The sequence below is a fragment of the Mesorhizobium sp. L103C119B0 genome, assembly GCF_000502235.1.
Lineage (GTDB): Bacteria > Pseudomonadota > Alphaproteobacteria > Rhizobiales > Rhizobiaceae > Mesorhizobium.
In genome coordinates this window covers 127,241-144,447 of record NZ_AYXE01000001.1, presented here as the reverse complement: position 1 = coordinate 144,447, position 17,207 = coordinate 127,241, and the positions used below count along the sequence as shown (strand labels likewise).

The 17,207-nt window shown below is 63.5% G+C and carries 14 protein-coding genes; 5 read left to right on the top strand and 9 right to left on the bottom strand.

Translation table 11 applies throughout. The features are described from left to right. Positions 1–12: 12 nt before the first annotated feature. Positions 13–3,201, bottom strand: coding sequence for a multidrug efflux RND transporter permease subunit (locus X728_RS165350; RefSeq protein WP_023687080.1), 3,189 nt, complete (start codon positions 3,199–3,201; stop codon positions 13–15). Then, positions 3,195–3,455, bottom strand: a complete 261-nt coding sequence (locus X728_RS165355) for a hypothetical protein (protein ID WP_023735604.1) — start codon at positions 3,453–3,455, stop codon at positions 3,195–3,197. Before X728_RS165355 ends, X728_RS165350 begins: the two co-directional genes overlap by 7 nt. Positions 3,456–3,697: 242 nt before the next feature. On the opposite strand from X728_RS165355, the gene X728_RS165360 reads away from it, so the two are divergent. Continuing rightward, positions 3,698–4,279: a TetR/AcrR family transcriptional regulator gene (locus tag X728_RS165360; protein ID WP_023830320.1), complete on the top strand. Its 582-nt coding sequence runs from the start codon at positions 3,698–3,700 to the stop codon at positions 4,277–4,279. Between the two features lie 336 nt (positions 4,280–4,615). Here X728_RS165360 and X728_RS165365 read toward each other — a convergent pair whose 3' ends face one another. The 7 genes from X728_RS165365 to X728_RS165395 form a co-directional block, all read right to left on the bottom strand. Further along, complete coding sequence (locus X728_RS165365) at positions 4,616–5,638, bottom strand: LacI family DNA-binding transcriptional regulator (RefSeq protein WP_023668516.1); 1,023 nt, start codon at positions 5,636–5,638, stop codon at positions 4,616–4,618. A gap of 137 nt (positions 5,639–5,775) precedes the next feature. After that, positions 5,776–6,570, bottom strand: coding sequence for an ATP-binding cassette domain-containing protein (locus X728_RS165370; RefSeq protein WP_023668515.1), 795 nt, complete (start codon positions 6,568–6,570; stop codon positions 5,776–5,778). Between the two features lie 4 nt (positions 6,571–6,574). Further along, complete coding sequence (locus X728_RS165375; protein WP_023668514.1) at positions 6,575–7,561, bottom strand: ABC transporter permease; 987 nt, start codon at positions 7,559–7,561, stop codon at positions 6,575–6,577. A gap of 109 nt (positions 7,562–7,670) precedes the next feature. Next, complete coding sequence (locus tag X728_RS165380; protein WP_023687083.1) at positions 7,671–8,603, bottom strand: substrate-binding domain-containing protein; 933 nt, start codon at positions 8,601–8,603, stop codon at positions 7,671–7,673. A gap of 296 nt (positions 8,604–8,899) precedes the next feature. After that, positions 8,900–9,928: an ABC transporter permease gene (locus tag X728_RS165385; RefSeq protein ID WP_196815040.1), complete on the bottom strand. Its 1,029-nt coding sequence runs from the start codon at positions 9,926–9,928 to the stop codon at positions 8,900–8,902. Then, the gene (locus tag X728_RS165390) at positions 9,925–11,469 is read right to left on the bottom strand and encodes a sugar ABC transporter ATP-binding protein (RefSeq protein ID WP_050589836.1); all 1,545 of its coding nucleotides are present in this window, start codon (positions 11,467–11,469) and stop codon (positions 9,925–9,927) included. Before X728_RS165390 ends, X728_RS165385 begins: the two co-directional genes overlap by 4 nt. A gap of 137 nt (positions 11,470–11,606) precedes the next feature. Next, positions 11,607–12,764 carry a fumarylacetoacetate hydrolase family protein gene (locus X728_RS165395; RefSeq protein ID WP_023830317.1) on the bottom strand — a complete coding sequence of 386 codons (1,158 nt, stop codon included), beginning with the start codon at positions 12,762–12,764 and terminating at the stop codon, positions 11,607–11,609. A gap of 176 nt (positions 12,765–12,940) precedes the next feature. On the opposite strand from X728_RS165395, the gene X728_RS165400 reads away from it, so the two are divergent. The 4 genes from X728_RS165400 (at position 12,941) to X728_RS165415 (ending at position 17,147) form a co-directional block, all read left to right on the top strand. Further along, positions 12,941–14,218, top strand: coding sequence for an FAD-binding oxidoreductase (locus tag X728_RS165400; protein ID WP_023830316.1), 1,278 nt, complete (start codon positions 12,941–12,943; stop codon positions 14,216–14,218). Positions 14,219–14,314: 96 nt separating this feature from the next. Continuing rightward, positions 14,315–15,196: an ABC transporter permease gene (locus tag X728_RS165405; protein ID WP_023830315.1), complete on the top strand. Its 882-nt coding sequence runs from the start codon at positions 14,315–14,317 to the stop codon at positions 15,194–15,196. Further along, positions 15,193–16,074, top strand: a complete 882-nt coding sequence (locus tag X728_RS165410; RefSeq protein WP_023830314.1) for an ABC transporter permease — start codon at positions 15,193–15,195, stop codon at positions 16,072–16,074. The genes X728_RS165405 and X728_RS165410 overlap by 4 nt, the downstream gene beginning before the upstream one ends. Then, positions 16,041–17,147 (top strand): ABC transporter substrate-binding protein, encoded by a 1,107-nt coding sequence (locus X728_RS165415; RefSeq protein ID WP_023668506.1) that lies wholly within the window; start codon positions 16,041–16,043, stop codon positions 17,145–17,147. Before X728_RS165410 ends, X728_RS165415 begins: the two co-directional genes overlap by 34 nt. Positions 17,148–17,207: the final 60 nt, after the last annotated feature.

The following is a 17,207-nucleotide window of genomic DNA, read 5'->3' as shown; positions in this document are numbered from 1 at the left end:
TGGTCTCCAATTCTATTCGGCTGCTTCGGCCAGGCGCATCGGCGCTGGTTCGGCAGTCGGTTCATTATTGTCCTGGTCATGAGCAGCGTTCGGTTCGCTGCGCACGCGGCCTTCGCGCAGCTGTTCGATGACCGCGTAGAAGACCGGCACGAACACCAGCGACAGGATGGTCGCCGCGACCATGCCGCCAAACACGGTGGTGCCGATCGACTGCCGGCTTGCCGCACCCGCACCCGTCGCAAACATCAGCGGCAGCACGCCGAGGATGAAGGCGAAGGCCGTCATCAGGATCGGCCGCAGCCTCAGCCGCGCAGCTTCCATCGCCGCGTCGACAATGCTCAGTCCCTCCTCGCGCCGCCGCCTTGCAAACTCGACGATCAGGATCGCGTTCTTGGCGGCGAGGCCAATCAGCATGACGAAGCCGATCTGCGAGTAGACGTCGATCTGCATGCCGCGCAGGAACAGGGCTGCGAAGGCGCCGAACAGGGCCAGTGGCACCGCCAGCAGCACCATGAACGGCATCGCCCAGCTCTCATACTGCATCGCCAGGATCAGGAAGACGAAGACGATGGCGAGGCCGAAGACGACCGACGCGATCGATCCTGCCTTGAGCTCCTGGAAGGTGATCCCGGTCCATTCGAAACCGAAATCCCTGGGCAAAGCGGTGGCGGCGGCCCGTTCCATCGCGGCAACCGCCTGGCCCGACGAGAAGCCGGGGGCTGCGCCGCCATTGATCGTGGCCGAGGCGTTGTTGTTGTAGTGCGGCACGGTTTCCGGGCCGACGAACGGCACCAGTTTGCCCAGTGTGCTCAGCGGCACCATGCCGCCGGAGGCGTTGCGCACATAGAGCCGCGAAAGGTCGCCTGCGTCGGCACGTGCATCCTTGTCGGCCTGGATGGTCACCCGGAAGGTGCGGCCGAACAGGTTGAAGTCGTTGACGTAGAGCGAGCCGAGATAGATCTGCAGCGTGTTGAAGACGTCGGGCAGGTTGAGGCCGAGCAGTTTGGCCTTGCTGCGGTCGAGGTCGTAGTTGAACTGCGGCGTCGAGGTCGAGAACGGCGAGAACAGCTGCTGCGGGTTGATTTCCGGCTGCTTGCGCGCCTCGGCGATCACGGCTTGCGTCGCGTCGTTGAGGGCTGAACTGCCGCGCCCGGTGAGATCCTCGACGACGAATTCGAAGCCGCCCGTGGTGCCGATACCCGGGATCGAAGGCGGATCGAAGGACAGCGCGAAGGCTTCCGGAATCTGCATCAGCTTGCCGCGCACGTCGGCTACGAGCTTCGACGCGCTCTGGTCGGGGCCGCGCTCTTCCCATGGCTTCAGGATGGCGAACTCGACAGCCGAGTTCGACTGCGCCGCACTGGTCAGGAAGTTCAGGCCGCTGATCGAACCGACAATCTCGACCCCGGGCGTAGCCTGCAATATGTCGCGCGCCTTCTGGGCCACCGCGTCGGTGCGCTCCAGCGAGGCGCCGTCAGGCAGCTGGATGACGACGAAGAAGTAACCCTGGTCCTCGACCGGAAGGAAGGTCGAGGGCAGCTTCTGCCAGACGAAGTAGGTGGCCACCAGGCCGGCCGCGAACAGGCCGAGCATGATCCAGCGCAGCCGGATGAGGATACGCACGCCGTGCGCATAGGCATGCGACAGTCTGTCGAAGCCCGTGTTGAACCAGCGGAACGGGGCGAACTGCGTCTCGCCGCGATGGCGCAGGAAGGCGGCACTCAGCGCCGGGCTGAGCGTCAGCGAGTTGAAGGCGGATATGCCGACCGAAATCGCCACCGTCAGCGCGAATTGATTGTAGAGCTTGCCGGAGACGCCGGGAATGAAGGCGACGGGCACGAAGACGGCCATCAGCACTGCGGTGGTGGCGATGATTGGTCCGGTGACCTCGGCCATCGCGGCCTTGGTCGCCGCCAGCGGTTTGAGGCCCGCCTCCAATTGTCGCTCGACATTCTCGACCACCACGATGGCGTCGTCGACGACGAGGCCGATGGCCAGCACCATGCCGAGTAGGGAGAGCATGTTGAGCGAGAAGCCCATCATTTCCATGACCACCATCGTCGCCACCAGCGACACCGGAATGGCGATGGTCGGGATGATCGTCGTGCGCCAGCTCTGCAGGAAGATGAACACCACGGCCACGACCAGCACCAGCGCTTCGCCAAGCGTGATCAGCACGTCATGCATCGATGCCGACACGAAGCGCGTGGTGTCGTAGTGCATGGCGTAGCTGACGCCCTTGGGGAACCGTGCCGACAGTTCCTGCATCTTGTCCTTGACGTGCTGCTGCAGATCGAGCGCGTTGGAACCGGGCATCTGGTAGACGGCCAGCACCACCGTCGGGTCCTTGCCGAAGAAGGCCGACGACGAATATTGCAGCGCGCCGAGCTCGATGCGGGCGACGTCGCGCAGTCGCACCAGCGAGCCGGTGCCGGTGTTGGCGCGCACGACGATGTCGCCGAACTCCTTGGGGTCGCTCAGGCGGCCGACGGCGTTGACCTGCATCTCGAAGGCGGTGCCGGCGGGCGCCGGCGACTGGCCGATCTTGCCGGCCGCCACCTGGACGTTCTGTTCCGAGATGGCGTTCTGGACATCGACAGCGGTGATGCCAAGATTGGCGAGCTTGTCCGGGTCGAGCCAGACGCGCATCGAATAGCGGCGCTCGCCGAATATCTGCACGTCGCCGACGCCAGGCAGCCGCTTCAGCGGATCGACGACCTGCAGATAGGCGAGGTTGCTCAGCGCCACCGGATCGACCGAACTGTCGGGCGAGGTCAGGTTGACGATGAGGACGAAATTCGGGTTCTGCTTCTTGATCGTCACGCCGCCCTGGTTGACGATCGCCGGCAGCGAGGAGGCCGCTTGCGAGACGCGGTTCTGGACGTCGACGGCCGCGGTGCTCAAGGAATAGCCGACATCGAAGGTGATGGTGATGGTCGAGGAGCCGTCATTGGAGCTCGACGACGACATGTAGGTCATGCCTTCGACGCCGTTGATCTGCTGCTCCAGCGGCGTCGTCACCGTATCGGCGACCACTTGCGCGCTGGCGCCCGGATAATGCGCGCTGACCACGACCTGCGGCGGCGTGATGTCGGGAAACTGCGAAACCGGCAAAAGGAAATAACAAATCGTCCCGGCGAGCACCATGATGATGGCGATGGCCGAGGCGAAGATCGGACGATGGATGAAAAAGTTTACCACGACACGCAAACCTCTTTAGAAGAACCGGCCTCTTTAAAAGAATTGGCAGACCGGGACTGCCGCCGGCCGCGCACCGAACCCGGGTCTTGCAAAAAATACGAAGACGGCGCCGCACCGCTGAGGCCCTGCTCATCGGCAACGGTCCTCAGCATCGCTTCGAAGGCGCGCGGATTGACGCGGTCCGCTTTCATCACCAACCGGATCATCGGATCCCGGATGGCTTCATCGATGGTCAAATCCTTGCGCTGCGACATTGGAGCGTCTCCATTCCAGCGATTCGCATCGGACGATCGCGAACCGGTTTTCATCTCTTCACCGGCCGGAGCCGCATGACCTGCAATTTTCACCCTTTGTGATCTGGCAGGACCAGTTCACGGCCTTGTTATTGACGGAAGGCCACATAGGTGTTACCAGTAAGTAACATTCGGATAGTTACAGACCGGTAACACCCTAGTCAAGAGGTGAACCGAATTTTTAGGGAGACAAGGAGACTGCGATGGCAGACGGCATTACCGATCGCGTGCGCCCCCGGGACCGAATCCTGGAGACGGCGCAGGACATGTTTCACAAGCATGGCATCAAGGGCGTCGGTGTCGACGCCATCACGGAAGCCGCCGGCACCAACAAGATGACGCTCTACCGTCATTTTGAGTCCAAGGACGAACTGATCGTCCAGTGCCTGCGCGCGTCGGCGGCTAAAGGCGCCGCGATGTGGGACCAATTCGAGGCTGAGCATCCCGGCGACAAGCTCGCCCAGTTGCATGCCTGGATTCGCATGGCCGCTGCTTGCCTGGCGGCTGACGGTCGCGGCTGCGACATGGCCAATGCCGCCGCCGAATTGACCGAGCCGGACCATCCCGCCAGGAGCGTGATCAAGGAGCTCAAGAGCGCTCAGCGCGATCGCCTTGCTGCGCTATGCCGGGATGCGGGCATCGGTCAGGCCGAGCTTCTGGCCGATACGCTGTCGCTGCTGTTCGAAGGGGCGCGCGTCAGCGTGCAGACCATGGGCTGCCAGGGCCCCAGCACGCAGTTCGTGCGCATGGCTGAAGGCCTGATCAGCTCTTTCAGGGCGCGCTGAATTCCAGCTTTCGGAGTTGAGGAGTCCCCATCATCCGGCGGGGCTTTTGGCTATTCTCCGAACTTGCCCGTCAACTCTAATTTAGATTCATTTGAGAATGAAAAAAGCCCGCTGCCGGGAGGAGGTGGCAGCGGGCTCGATTTCGAACGAGATGCGGGAGGAGGTGCACCGCGCTCAGCGTCGGCATCGCATCTGGGAGGAGTAGATGGCCGACACCCAGATGAGTACGGGTTGCCCAATGATTCGGCAACAATGAAAGTTGCATGGCTGCTGTGCAGATTTGCGGCATCTACCCCGACTTGTCGTACAAATCGGACAAACCGCCACGGCGCGACTTCACTGCACCGGCACGTTTTCCTTGAAGATCAGCCGTGGCTCGATGAACTTCTTCGTCAGGTAGGGCGCGGCGGACGCGATCGAGCCGAGCAGGCGGATCACAGATTGCTCCGCGATCAGCCGCGCATTCTGGTCGATGACGACATCGGCGAGGTCGTCGACGAGATAGCCGCGCGTTTCCTTGGTCAGGTCGTGGCAGATGAAGACCGGCTTCTTCTTTGGCTTGGCCTCGAGCAGCGCTCTCGCCACACCTGAGCGCCCGGCCCCGACGCAATAGATGCCGAGCAGTTCCGGCTCGTTGTGCAGCGCCTGCATCGTTGCTGTGTAGCTGCCTTCGGGTTCGTCATTGATCTCGACCGCACTCGAGACGGTGAGATTGGGGAATTCCTCTGTCAGTACCGACCGAAAACCCATTTCGCGCTCCTCGTGCCCGCGATAGGAACGCGAGCCGACGACCATCGCCAGATGACCCTGGCGGCCGTTGAGGAAGCGCCCCATCAACAGCGCCGCCGTGCGTCCGGCAACCCGGTTGTCGATGCCGACATAGGCCGAACGCGGGGCGGCTGGAACGTCGGAGACCAGCGTGACAAGGCGGATGCCTGCCTCGACCACATCGCGCAATATGTTGCGCGTTCGCGGATGATCGACGGCAATGACGCCGACGCCATTGGCCTTCAGCGACAGATTTTCAACCGCCGCCTGCAGCGCTGCCGGCGAGATGCCGCCGAGATTGTGGATCCGGCACGAGGCGACCAGCGGCAGGCGTCCCGCATAGTCCTCGATGTGCCCGGCGAGGTCGATCATGAAACCGTTGGCGCCGATCGGCAGGAAGAATTCAAGATGCGCCGGCCGCGACGGCAGCGTCACCTGATCGACCACCGGCAAATAGCCGAGCTGCTTGGCCGCCTCCATCACCCGTTGGCGGTTGGCGGCGCTCGCGCCGGCCCGGTTGTTCAGAACCCGGTCGACGGTCGCGGTCGACAGGCCGCAGCTCCTGGCTATGTCGGCAACGGTGGCTTTCATGGCTGCAGTCATAGAGCATGATCCCGAAAAGTGGGAAGCCGGTTTTCTCGGACAAACGGGAACCGTTTTGTCAAAAGGTCATGCTCTACAACGAGTTAGAGCGGATGCGTTTCCGTGCCAGACGGCGCGAAGACGGTTCAGCCGTGCGATGGCCCGCCTTCGATGATGGCGTCGCGGATCTCCTTGTCCGACATCCCGGTGATGATGCGTTCGACCTCGGCCACGCTGGTCTTCTTCGGGTCGATGTCGTCGGCCACCACCTTGCCCCGGCGCATGACGACGATGCGGTCAACCACCTGGAAGACATGGTGGATGTTGTGGGCGATGAAGATGCAGGAATGCCCGGAATCGCGCGCGTTGCGCACGAAGCTCAGCACGCCTTGCGTCTCGGCGACGCCGAGATTGTTGGTCGGCTCGTCGAGGATGATCAGGTCGCTGTCGAAGTGCATGGCGCGTGCGATGGCGACGGCCTGCCGCTCGCCGCCGGACAGGGAGCCGATCGGCGTCGTCGGCGGGATGTTCTTGGAGATGCCGACCTGTTTCAGCAGGTCGCGGGCGACATTGTTCATCGCCTCCTGGTCCATGCGGTTCAAAAAGCGCGGCGGTTTGATCGGCTCGCGGCCGAGGAACAGGTTGCGCGCGATCGACAGCTGCGTCACCAGTGCCGAATCCTGGTAGATCGTCTCGATGCCGTGCGCGATGGCGTCGCTGGTGCTGCGCAGATTGACCTTCTTGCCGCGGATGAAAATGTCGCCGCTGGTCAGCGGCACCGCCCCCGACAACACCTTGATCAGCGTCGATTTGCCGGCGCCATTGTCGCCGAGCAGGCCGACGATCTCCCTTTCGTTGACATGAAAATTGGCGTCTTCGAGCGCCTGCACGCGCCCGTAGGACTTTTTGATGTTGGACATGCGGATGAGCGGTTCAGCCATGGTTCTAGGTCCCTGCCTGATGCCGGCGTTCCAGCCATGAGTGCAGCGCCATCATGCCGAGGATGATGGCGCCGATGAAGATGTTGTAGGCCAGCCCGGGCACGCCGATCAGCACGATGCCGTTGCGCATGACGCGCAGGATGAGGATGCCGAGCACGGTGCCGATGATGGTGCCGCGCCCACCGGTCAGCGCCGTGCCGCCGATCACCACCATGGCGATGACTTCGAGCTCGTAGCCGGTGCCGCTGTTGGGGTTGGCGGCCGACGTGCGCAGCGACGAGATGACGCCGGCAAGCGAAGCCATCACCGACGACAGCACGAACAGGCCGATCTTGACGCCGCTGACGTTGACGCCGCGCGCCCTTGCGGCGCCTGGATTGCCGCCGGCTGCCTGGATCCAGTTGCCGGTCCGGCTTTGCGTCAGCACGTAGCCCAGTGCGATGGCCGCCGCGATGAACCAGAAGAGCGACATGTAGATGCGGAACGGGCCGATGAAGAAATCACCGACCAGCGCTTCGGCCAGCCAGCTGCCCTCGGCGCTCCACGTCCGCTGCGGAAAGCCGTCGGTGACGAACAGCGCGGTGCCGCGCACCACCAGCAGCATGCCGAGCGTCACCAGGAAGGATGGGATTTTCAGCTGCGTGACGAACCAGCCATTGACCAGGCCGATGAAGGCCGCGATCAGCAGCGCGGCGAGGAAGCCGACCTCCAGCGAGGTCAGGCCGCTGTTGAACAGCGTCCACATCAGCACCGGCGAAAAGCCGAACAGCGAGCCGACCGACAGATCGAATTCACCCGACGTCATCAACAGCGTCATCGCCAGCGCGATCAGCCCGAGCTCGACGGTGAAGGCCAGCGTGTTGGAGATGTTCTGCGGCGACAGGAAATCGTGGTTGATGCTCCAGAACACCGCGATTTCGACGATGAGCAGAACGAAGGGCCCGAATTCCGGCCTCGCGATCAGGCGTTGGATGAGCGAACGGTTTTCCACTGATAACCTGCGACAGGAAGGGGAAGGCTGAGCCCAGCGCGCAACGCGAAGGGCTCGGCGAAAAGACAGTCGCGACCGCGGCTGCGGCCGCGACTGTTGAAGGTCTGGGTTATTTGCCCGACAGGATGTCGTCGTAGACCTGCGCGGTGTCCTTTTCATAGAGCGCGCCGGTGATGACGTTGAAGCCCGGAGGAATGCCTGACGCCGCCATGTTGGCCAGCGACAGCGCGACGTAGCTGGTCGCCTGCGGGTCCTGCCACTGGCCGGCATTGACGTAGCCGGTCAGCACTTCCTGGGTGGTGTCGAGCGAGTTGCCCCAGCCGACGACCGGGATTTCGCCCGGCTTGATGCCGGCCTGGTCGAACACCCGCTTGATCGAGCCGGTGACCAGATCGCCGAGGCCGATGATTGCCTTGACCTTGGCCTTGTTGGCGGTGAGATAGTCGACCATGCGGTTGATGGCTTCGGCCTGGTCGAGGGTCGCTTCGGTGATCTCATAGGTGATCCCCAGCGGTTCGAAGACGCTCTTGATGCCTTCCTCTTCCTGGACGCCGTAGGTGGCGCCGGGGATTTCGACCGGCATCCAGACGAAGTCGCCCTTCTTCACCAGGCCCTTGTCGACCAGATATTGCGCCCAGTGCTTGCCGAAGGTGACGTTGTCGCCGCCGACATAGGCGTCGAAGCTTGCCTTGGGATCGGGCGTGTTGAAGTTGATGATCGGGATCTTGGCCGTGTTGGCTTCCTTGGCGATTTCGATCAGGCTGCCCGGATCGGGGCTGGTGGTGACGATGCCGTCGGCCTTTGCCGAGATCGCGGCGCGCACGGCCTCCTGCTGCGAGGCAACGTCGCCATTGTGGAACGAGGTGTTGACGGTGTTGCCGGTGTCCTTCGCCCATTGCTTGGCGCCGGCCAGGAAGTAGGTCCAGACCGGGTCGGCCGGGCCGCCATGCGAAATCCAGTAGAACGTCTTGGCCTGTGCCGCCGCCGGAACGGCCAGCGCCACAATCAAGCCAAGCACGAGTAATCGTAGCCTCGTCAGCATTTGCTTTCCTCCCATGTTGAAAAACGACCTCCACGTCCGGCGATGATCCGGGCCATGCCCTTGATCCTCTCCTCCTGCCAGCGCCGACCCGGATGCGCAGAGCATCTTCTTTTGCGGCCGATGGCAAGCCTCCATCCGCCCAATGGATGGTGGCGCGATGCAACGCGCCATCATCGATCCCATCAGATCGCATCAGTTAGAGGGCGATTCCAGGAAAAGTGTGAAACGGTTTTCCGTCCGGAATTGCGTCAACCAAGAGATAGAGATATTTCCCGGCAAGCAGGCGGGGCTTAAACTCAGGCGCGCGGATTTTCCTGAAAGTGCTCGGCCTGGCGGTTGCGCAGCACCTTGGCCAGCCGGTCGAGCGCGAGCGCCAGCACCATCACCGCGCCGATCACGAAGGGGCTCCATGCGGCGTCGATGCCGAACAGGGTCACGCCGCTCAAGATGACCTGGACGATCAGCATGCCGATCACCGCACCGAAGACGGTGCCGCGCCCGCCGGAAAGCGAGGTGCCGCCGATGATCGCCGCGGCAATCGCCATCAGCACGAAACCGCCGCCTTGGTCGACGTCGGTAACGGGAGAGCCAAGCCACAGCGCGCCCGCCAGCCCCGAGACGATGCCCATCAGCACCAGCGTCTGCAGCCGCACAGCACCTGTCGGGATGCCGGCATAGAGCGCCGCCTGCGGATTGCTGCCGACGGCCTGGATCCGGTAGCCGAAGCGGCTGCGGTGAAGCACGAGGTGCATCACCACCGCCATTGTGACGAAGACAAAGACAGCCGTCGGCACAAGGCCGAACAGCTTGCCGTGAACGATCTCAAAGAAGTCGCCGCCTGGGCTGGCCGGAGCTGTCGCTTGCATCTTGACGGCCACCGCCGCCAGGCCCCGGAACATTGCAAAGGTGCCCAGCGTAACGACGATGGCCGGCAGTCGCAGCGCCACCACCAGCAGGCCGTTGACGAGGCCGAGCCCGGCGCCGAGCAGCACGCCGGAAAGGGCGGCAAGCCACGGGTCAATGCCGGCGGCCAGAAGGAATGCGGTGAGAAGGGCCGCGAGATGGAATATCCAGCCGACGGAAAGGTCGATCTCGCGGAGTGCGAGCACGAACACCATGCCGATCGCCAGCATGCCGGGATACGCAGCGGTTTCCAGCAACGACAGCACATTGGCCTCGTCGAGGAAATCCGGCCGGGCAAAGCCTGTAATCGCCACAAGGACAACGAGCCCGATGAGCGGCCTGAGTTCGACGGGCAGGTGAAGGCTGCGCTTCGGGTGGGCAGCCGAACTGGCAAGCTGTAGCATGGGATCCAATCGTGTCATGCCATGGCTCCCACGAGTTTCTTTTTCGGCCGCTCCGCCTCCGGCATCTCGCCGGTGGTGGTCAGTTGCAGCACTGTCCTTCGCTTCATCTCGGCGCCGGACAGCTCGCCGGCGACCCGGCCGCGGTGGAAGACAAGGACGCGGTTGCTGAGGTTGGTCAGTTCGGACGGCTCGACCGAACGCAGCAAAACGATACAGCCATTGGCCGCCATCTGCCGGATCAGCGCATAGATCTTGCGCTTGGCAGCCGCCTCGATACCGCCAGCCGGATTGTCTAGGAGCAGCACTTGCGGCGCCGTCTCCAGCCATTTGGCGATTACGATCTTCTGCTGATCGCCGGCCAGCAGCGAATTCACCGGCGCGTCCGGCAGGCCCTTGATGCGCAGCGCATCGATCTGCCTTGCGGCGGCGGCGATCGCGGCCTTGGGCGAGTAGCGGCGAGACCCCCAGTTGCGGGCGCCGGTAGCGATGTTGCCTATGTTGAAGGCCAGCGACCGGTCGGGCATCAGGCCGTTGCACAGGCGGTTGGCCGGCACCAGGCCGATGCCGCGCCGCGCCGCTTCGGTCGGATTTCCAGGCAAGCCGTAGCCGTCGGGGAGCCGCACCCTGCCGCTTTGCGCCTCGCGCAGGCCAAACAGCATCTCGAACAGGTCTTCAACGCCCGACCCCTCAAGCCCGGCCAAGCCGAGGATCTCGCCGGAGCGGGCGGTGAAGCTGACGCCGGAAATCCGGCCGCCGCTCAGACCCTCCACCGTGATCCGCGGCCTTATCGTGCTGGCATTGGCCGGCAGTGCAGGCGGGAACAGGCTGCCGCGCTGCTGGCCGATCATGGCGTCGATCACATCGGCTTCGCTCAACGCCGAGCGCTCACTTGTCAGCACGTCACGGCCGTTGCGCATCACGGTGACCTGGTCTGCGATCGCAAACACGTCCTCCAGCCGGTGCGAGACATAGAGCACGCTCGTGCCCTTGGCCTTGAGGTCACTTAGTACGGTGAACAGGTGCTCGGTCTGGCGCCGGTCGAGCGCAGAATTCGGTTCATCGAGGATCAGCAGCCTCGGGCCTTCCAGAATTGCGCGGCCGAGTTCGACATATTGCCGTTCGCCCATGCCGAGTTGTCCCACAGGAGCGTGGACATCGACGTCGAGCTTGAGTTGCCGAAGCAAGGTGCGGCTGCGTGCCTCCATCTCGCGCCTGGAGACGAAGCCATTGCGCAACGGCTCGCGATTGACGAACAGATTGGCCAGCACCGAGCGGTCGGCAAACAGGCCGAGCCCCTGGTGGACGACGCCGAAGCTGTGCTTGCGTGCAGCGATCGGGCTGTCGACGGTGACGATCTGGTCGCCGACGCGGATGGTGCCGCTGTTGGGCCGGAGCACGCCGGCAAGCACCTTCACCAGCGTCGACTTTCCGGCGCCGCTTTCACCGACGACAGCATGGATGGTCCCCTGTCCGACAGACAGGTTCATATCCCTGAGCGCGACAACGCCGCCATAACGCATGGCGAGATTGCGCACCGATATCATCGGCAAACCGAGCATGCGATTCGGCCCCCACAGACCGCGCCCCGATCCTGGAGCGAATTTCCGATACAGTCACCCGGATTCCGCTAACAAACGGCTTACAGGGACCGGATACGAACGTTTATCGGCTATCCGTTCGTCCCGCTGCTCCGAAATCAGATCAGGTCGGCCTTGGCGAGGTCCCGCATGAGATGGCTGGCGCCGTAGGTCCAGTGCGGGCAATCGGGCGACAGAAGCACGCGGTTCACCAGCGCGCCGAATTTCTCCGACGAGATGGTGACGATGTCGCCGATCTTGTGGGTGAATCCCTTGCCCTTCTCGCCGCGATCCTTCGACGGCACGAACATGGTGCCGAGATAAAGCGCCAAGCCGTCGGGATACTGGTGGTGCGGCCCCATGGCGGCCGCGACCAGCTCTTCGGGCGAACGGCTGATCTCGGCCATCGAGCTCGCGCCCTCCAGCGAAAACCCGTCCTCGCCCTCGACCTTCAGCCGCACAGTGGCGCGCTTGACATCGTCGATGGAAAAGCTTGCGTCGAACAACCGGATGAAGGGCCCAAGCGAGGCCGAGGCATTGTTGTCCTTGGCCTTGCCGAGCAGCAGCGCCGAGCGTCCCTCGACGTCGCGCAGATTGACGTCGTTGCCGATGGTGGCGCCGACGATCTTGCCGGTGCTGGCGGCGATCATGGCGATCTCCGGCTCGGGGTTGTTCCAGGTCGACACCGGATGCAGCCCGACATCGGCGCCGAAGCCGACGGACGCCATCGGCTGGCATTTGGTAAAGATCTCGGCGTCGGGGCCGATGCCGACTTCCAGATATTGCGACCAGGCGCCGCGCTGGATGAGCTTGGCCTTGATCTCCATCGCCTCAGGCGAGCCGGGCTTCAGCTTGGACAGATCGTGGCCGATCAGCCCGGCAATGTCGGCGCGGATGGCGTCGGCCTTTTCCGCCGAACCGCGCGCCTGCTCCTCGATGACGCGTTCGAGCAGGCTGACCACGAAGGTCACGCCCGACGCCTTCACCGCCTGCAGGTCGACAGGCGAGAGCAGATAGGGTTTTGCCGGATCGCGGGTGGCCTGAAAACTGTTGGCGGCGATCGCGTCGAGCGAGCCGATCGGTTCGCCCTTGGCAGAGCGCACGTGTCCGGCCGGATCGGCCATCTCGCAGATGTCGCGCACTGTGGCTGCGGTGGTCGAGGTGACGTCGAAAACGATGCCGTCGCGCACGGTGACCACCAGCGGATGCGAGGCATCGCTTGCCTTGGCTCGGCCGATGAAGAGCCCGTCGGCGGGAAGCTGCGTTGGGTTCGTCATGGCTTACGGTCCTTTGATGATCGAGATGGCAGCTGGGCCGCTGCACTTTCACCGGATTCACGCCAAAGGTCTATCCCGTGGCGCAGGCAATTGTCGGTTCTGACATGAGGCCCGCTCTTTCAAAAAAATGAAACTGGCACTAGAATTTTCATTTTCCGCATACTCCAGGTGAAGCCTTGCCCGCACCGTTTTCCGTTCCGATCTGGCAGAAGCCGCAGACCGCATCCGCCTTCCAGTTGCTCGTCACTGCGCCGGTCGACGTTGCCATCGTCGGCGGCGGCTTCATGGGCCTGTCGACCGCCTTGCACGCAGCCCGGCTCGGTCTCGGTGTACAGGTGCTGGAGGCTGGCGAGATCGGCCAGGGCGCCTCGGGCCTCAATGGCGGCCAGGTCATTCCCGGCCTGAAATATGATCCCGAATGGCTGCTCGAGCATTTCGGCCCCGAGCGTGGCCAAGCGCTGGTCGATTTCGCCGCCTCGACGGCGGATACGGTGTTCGATCTCATCCAAGACGAAAAGCTGGCGGTGCCGTTCACGCGCAAGGGCTGGATCCAGGCCGCGCATACCGAAACCGCATTGAAAGCGGCGGCGAACAGGGATCGTCAATGGCGGGCGCGTGGCGCCGATGTCCGGCTTCTGAATGAAAGCGAGATCGCCGCTATGACCGGCGCGCAAGGCTATCTCGGCGGCTGGCTCGACCGCCGCGCCGGCATCATCGATCCGCTCGCCTATACAGTGGAACTGGCGCGCATCGCCGCCGCCGCCGGCGCCAGCATTGCCGAGCGGCAGAAGGTGGTGAAACTCCGCAAGGAGGCCGGCCTTTGGCGTGTCTCAACCGAAAGCGGCGCCGAGGTGCGGGCGAAAGCGGTTGTCCTGGCGACGAACGCCTATACCGATGGACTGCTTCCGGGCCTCGCGGAAACGATCGTGCCGCTGCATTCCTTCCAGGTCGCGACCGCGCCGCTGTCATCCAACCTTGCGGCGACGATCCTGCCGGAAGGGCAGGCGGTGTCCGACTCCAGGCGCATTCTCGTCTACTACCGCAAAACAGCCGACGGCCATCTGGTGCTTGGCGGCCGCGGCCGCATGGCGCGGCTGAGGAGCGAGGCCGACTGGGCGCATCTGCAGCGCGCGCTGGTGCGGCTCTATCCGGCGCTCTCCGATGTCGTCATCGAGAAGCGCTGGTTCGGCCGCGTGGCGATGACACCGGATCACCTGCCGCACATCCATGAGCCGGAAAAGGGCCTGCTCGCCGTGGTTGGTTGCCAGGGCAGGGGCGTCGGCCTGATGACCGCGCTGGGAAAACGCATGGCGGGCTACCTCGCGGGCGGCGATGTCAATCAATTGCCGTTCCCGCTGTCGCCGGTCCGGCCGATCCCGTTCCACGCCTTCCGCCAGGTCGGCGTCGCCGCGACCATCGCCTGGTACCGGATGCTCGACGCCTTCGAGCGCTGATTGGGCGCCGGTCGCCTAGGCCTCGTGGATTCAGCTTGACAGTTTCACAAATATGAAAAAAGCTAAGCCGATTTCATATTTCCGTTGAGCAGTCCGATGTCGAGCATCGTTGCAACAGAAGCGCCGGCAGGGTCGTCCCGAGGCTTCCGCTTCGCCATGTTGCTGCCGGGCGGGCTGGTCACCTTGTTCCTGATCCTGTTTGCCCTTGGCCTTGTGCTCTTCCTCTCACTTCGCGGCAATGACGGTTCGCTGCTCGGCGCCGGCTTCAGGGCAGGCAACTTCATCACCGTGGTCTCCGATCCGCTCTACTGGACGGTGACGCTGCGCTCGCTGGTGATCGCCGGCCTGGTGACGCTGGCGACCGTCGTCACCGCCTATCCCGTCGCCTACTATCTCGCCTTCTATGCCGGCCGCCGCCGCAGCCTGCTTTTGTTTCTGGTGACCCTGCCGTTCTGGACCAGCTATCTCCTGCGCGTCTTCGCCTGGAAGATCGTGCTCGCCTACAACGGCGTCTTGAACTCGGCGCTGATCGAAAGCGGCATCTGGTCGGAGCCGACGCTGGCCTTCCTCAACACGCCGGCGGCGGTGGTCGTCACGCTGGCGCATGCCTATGCGCCCTTCGCCATCCTGCCGATCTATGTGGCGCTGGACACCATCCCGAAATCACTGCTCGAAGCCGCCTCCGATCTCGGCGCCAGACCGTTCACGGCGTTTCGCCGCGTCGTCTTGCCCAATTCGATGCCGGGCGTTCTGGCGGCCGCCCTCGTCGTCTTTGTGCCGACGGTCGGCGACTATGTCACCCCGGCCATGGTCGGCGGTCCCGCCAGCACCATGATCGGCACATTGATCCAGTCGCAGTTCGGCAAGGCCAATGACTGGCCGTTCGGGGCGGCACTTTCAGTCTGCGTGATGCTGGTCATCCTCTGCGTGGTGCTGGTCGCACGCGGCGCCGACCGCAAATTCGGCAGCCGCACATGAGCGCGGCGCGGAGAGATGATGGCCGCGGCTGGCTCGGCGTCTATGTGCTTGCCTATCTCGTCTTCCTCTATCTGCCGGTGCTGTTGATCCCGCTGTTTTCCTTCAACAACTCCATCCAGGCCGCGTTTCCGCTGCAGGGCTTCACGCTCGAATGGTATGCCACGCTCTATGGCAATCCGGCGCTGTCCGGCGCGCTTTTGAACAGTCTCGTCATTGGCGTCGTGGCCGCCGCCGGCGCCACGCTCTGCGGCATCACCGTCTCCTATATGGACCTCTACGGTCGTTCGCCGCTCGCCGCCACCATCAGCGCCATCTCCAGGCTGCCGATCCTGATCCCCGGCGTCATCGTCGGCATATCGTTGCTGATCCTCGTCAATCTCATCGGCCTCGGCCCGTCGCGCATCGCCATCGTTCTCGGCCACATACTGGTGGCGCTGCCGACCACCGTGGTGATCATGCGCAGCCGGTTTGCCGCAATTCCGAAAACCATTCGCGAGGCCGCACTCGATCTCGGCGCTTCCGACTGGACGACCTTCCGGCGGGTGATGTTGCCGCTCTCGCTGCCGGCCATCGTCTCGGCCTTCATGCTGGCCTTTCTGATTTCCTTCGACGAGTTCATCGTCGTCTTCTTTCTCGCCGGCACCGAGCCGACGCTGCCGCTCTACATCTGGAGCCAACTGCGTTTTCCTCGCTCGCTGCCGACCGTGATGGCGCTGGGGACAGCTATCCTTGCTGTGTCCGTCATCATCGCCGGCATCGCCGAAATCCTGCGCCATCGCGGGCTGAGCACAGCCCGNGGCGCCCACCAGTCCAGCCTGAACCATAACAAAAGAGGAGAACCGAAATGGCATTCGACCCGAAATCAATTACTGGGCTGAAATCGATCACTGGCCCGAAATCGATCACTGCAAAGACAGCCCGCACCGGGCTTGCCGCGCTTGCAATCGTCCTGTCGTCGACTGTCGCCTTCGCCGCCGACAAGCTGCAATATTTCACCTGGTCCGGCTATGAACTGCCCGACTTCAACAAGAGCTTCCTGACGGCCCATCCCGATGGCGTCGAGGCCTCGATCTTCGGCGACGACGACGATGCCTTCACCAAGGTCAAGGCCGGCTTCCGCCCCGATATCGCCCATCCCTGCTACGACAAGGTGGCGCGCTGGAACAAGGAAGGCCTGCTGCAGCCGATCGATACCAAGCGCATCAAGAACTGGGATTCGATCTTCCCGGTGTTCAAGAACCTGCCCGACATCCAGGCCGGCGACGGCAAGGTCTGGATGGTGCCGTGGGACTGGGGCAACACCTCGATCCTCTACCGCACCGATCTGGTGAAGAACCCGGAAGCGAGCTGGAACCTTCTGTGGGACAAGCAATATGCCGGCCGCATGGCGACCATCGATGCCGTGCATGACACGCCGATCGTTGCAGCACTTCTGGCCGGCGTAAACCCCTTCGATATGACGCCGGAGCAGATGGACAAGGTGGCGGAAAAATTGCGCGAGCAGCGTCCGCTGCTCTCCAACTACACCACCGACATGACCTCGGTCGAACAGGCGCTGGCCAGCGGCCAGCTGGTCGCCGCCATGACCTGGAACGCGTCGGCAACCTCGCTGAAGAAGCAGGGCGTGCCGGTCGAGTTCATGAAGCCGAAGGAGGGCATGCTGACCTGGGCCTGCGGCTTCGTCATGCTCAAGGACGCCAAAAACGTCGACCTCGCCTATGACTTCATCAACAGCCGGCTCGACGCCGACTCGGGTAAGTACCTGATCCAAGCCTACGGCTATGGCAGCTCGCTGAGCACCGCCTTCGCCGGCGTGGCGAAGGACGAACTGGACAAGCTGCAATTGCCGGCCGACCCGGAGGTGATGCTGAAGACCACCATCTTCACCGGCCCGATGAAGCAGAACGACGATGTGGCGAAGATGTTCGAGAAAGTGAAGGCGGGCGGGTGAGGGATCCATCGCCGACGGTTGCGCTGCCCCTCACCTGCCTGCCGGCATCCTCTCCCCGTA

Bases quoted from the DNA above. Each gene is read 5' to 3' on its own strand.
- X728_RS165385 (WP_196815040.1), bottom strand. From the start codon at position 9,928: ATGACACGATTGGATCCCATGCTACAGCTTGCCAGTTCGGCTGCCCAC.
- X728_RS165360 (WP_023830320.1), top strand. From the start codon at position 3,698: ATGGCAGACGGCATTACCGATCGCGTGCGCCCCCGGGACCGAATCCTG.
- X728_RS165415 (WP_023668506.1), top strand. From the start codon at position 16,041: ATGGCATTCGACCCGAAATCAATTACTGGGCTGAAATCGATCACTGGC.
- X728_RS165395 (WP_023830317.1), bottom strand. From the start codon at position 12,764: ATGACGAACCCAACGCAGCTTCCCGCCGACGGGCTCTTCATCGGCCGA.
- X728_RS165390 (WP_050589836.1), bottom strand. From the start codon at position 11,469: ATGCTCGGTTTGCCGATGATATCGGTGCGCAATCTCGCCATGCGTTAT.
- X728_RS165380 (WP_023687083.1), bottom strand. From the start codon at position 8,603: ATGCTGACGAGGCTACGATTACTCGTGCTTGGCTTGATTGTGGCGCTG.
- X728_RS165355 (WP_023735604.1), bottom strand. From the start codon at position 3,455: ATGTCGCAGCGCAAGGATTTGACCATCGATGAAGCCATCCGGGATCCG.
- X728_RS165365 (WP_023668516.1), bottom strand. From the start codon at position 5,638: ATGAAAGCCACCGTTGCCGACATAGCCAGGAGCTGCGGCCTGTCGACC.
- X728_RS165370 (WP_023668515.1), bottom strand. From the start codon at position 6,570: ATGGCTGAACCGCTCATCCGCATGTCCAACATCAAAAAGTCCTACGGG.
- X728_RS165405 (WP_023830315.1), top strand. From the start codon at position 14,315: ATGTCGAGCATCGTTGCAACAGAAGCGCCGGCAGGGTCGTCCCGAGGC.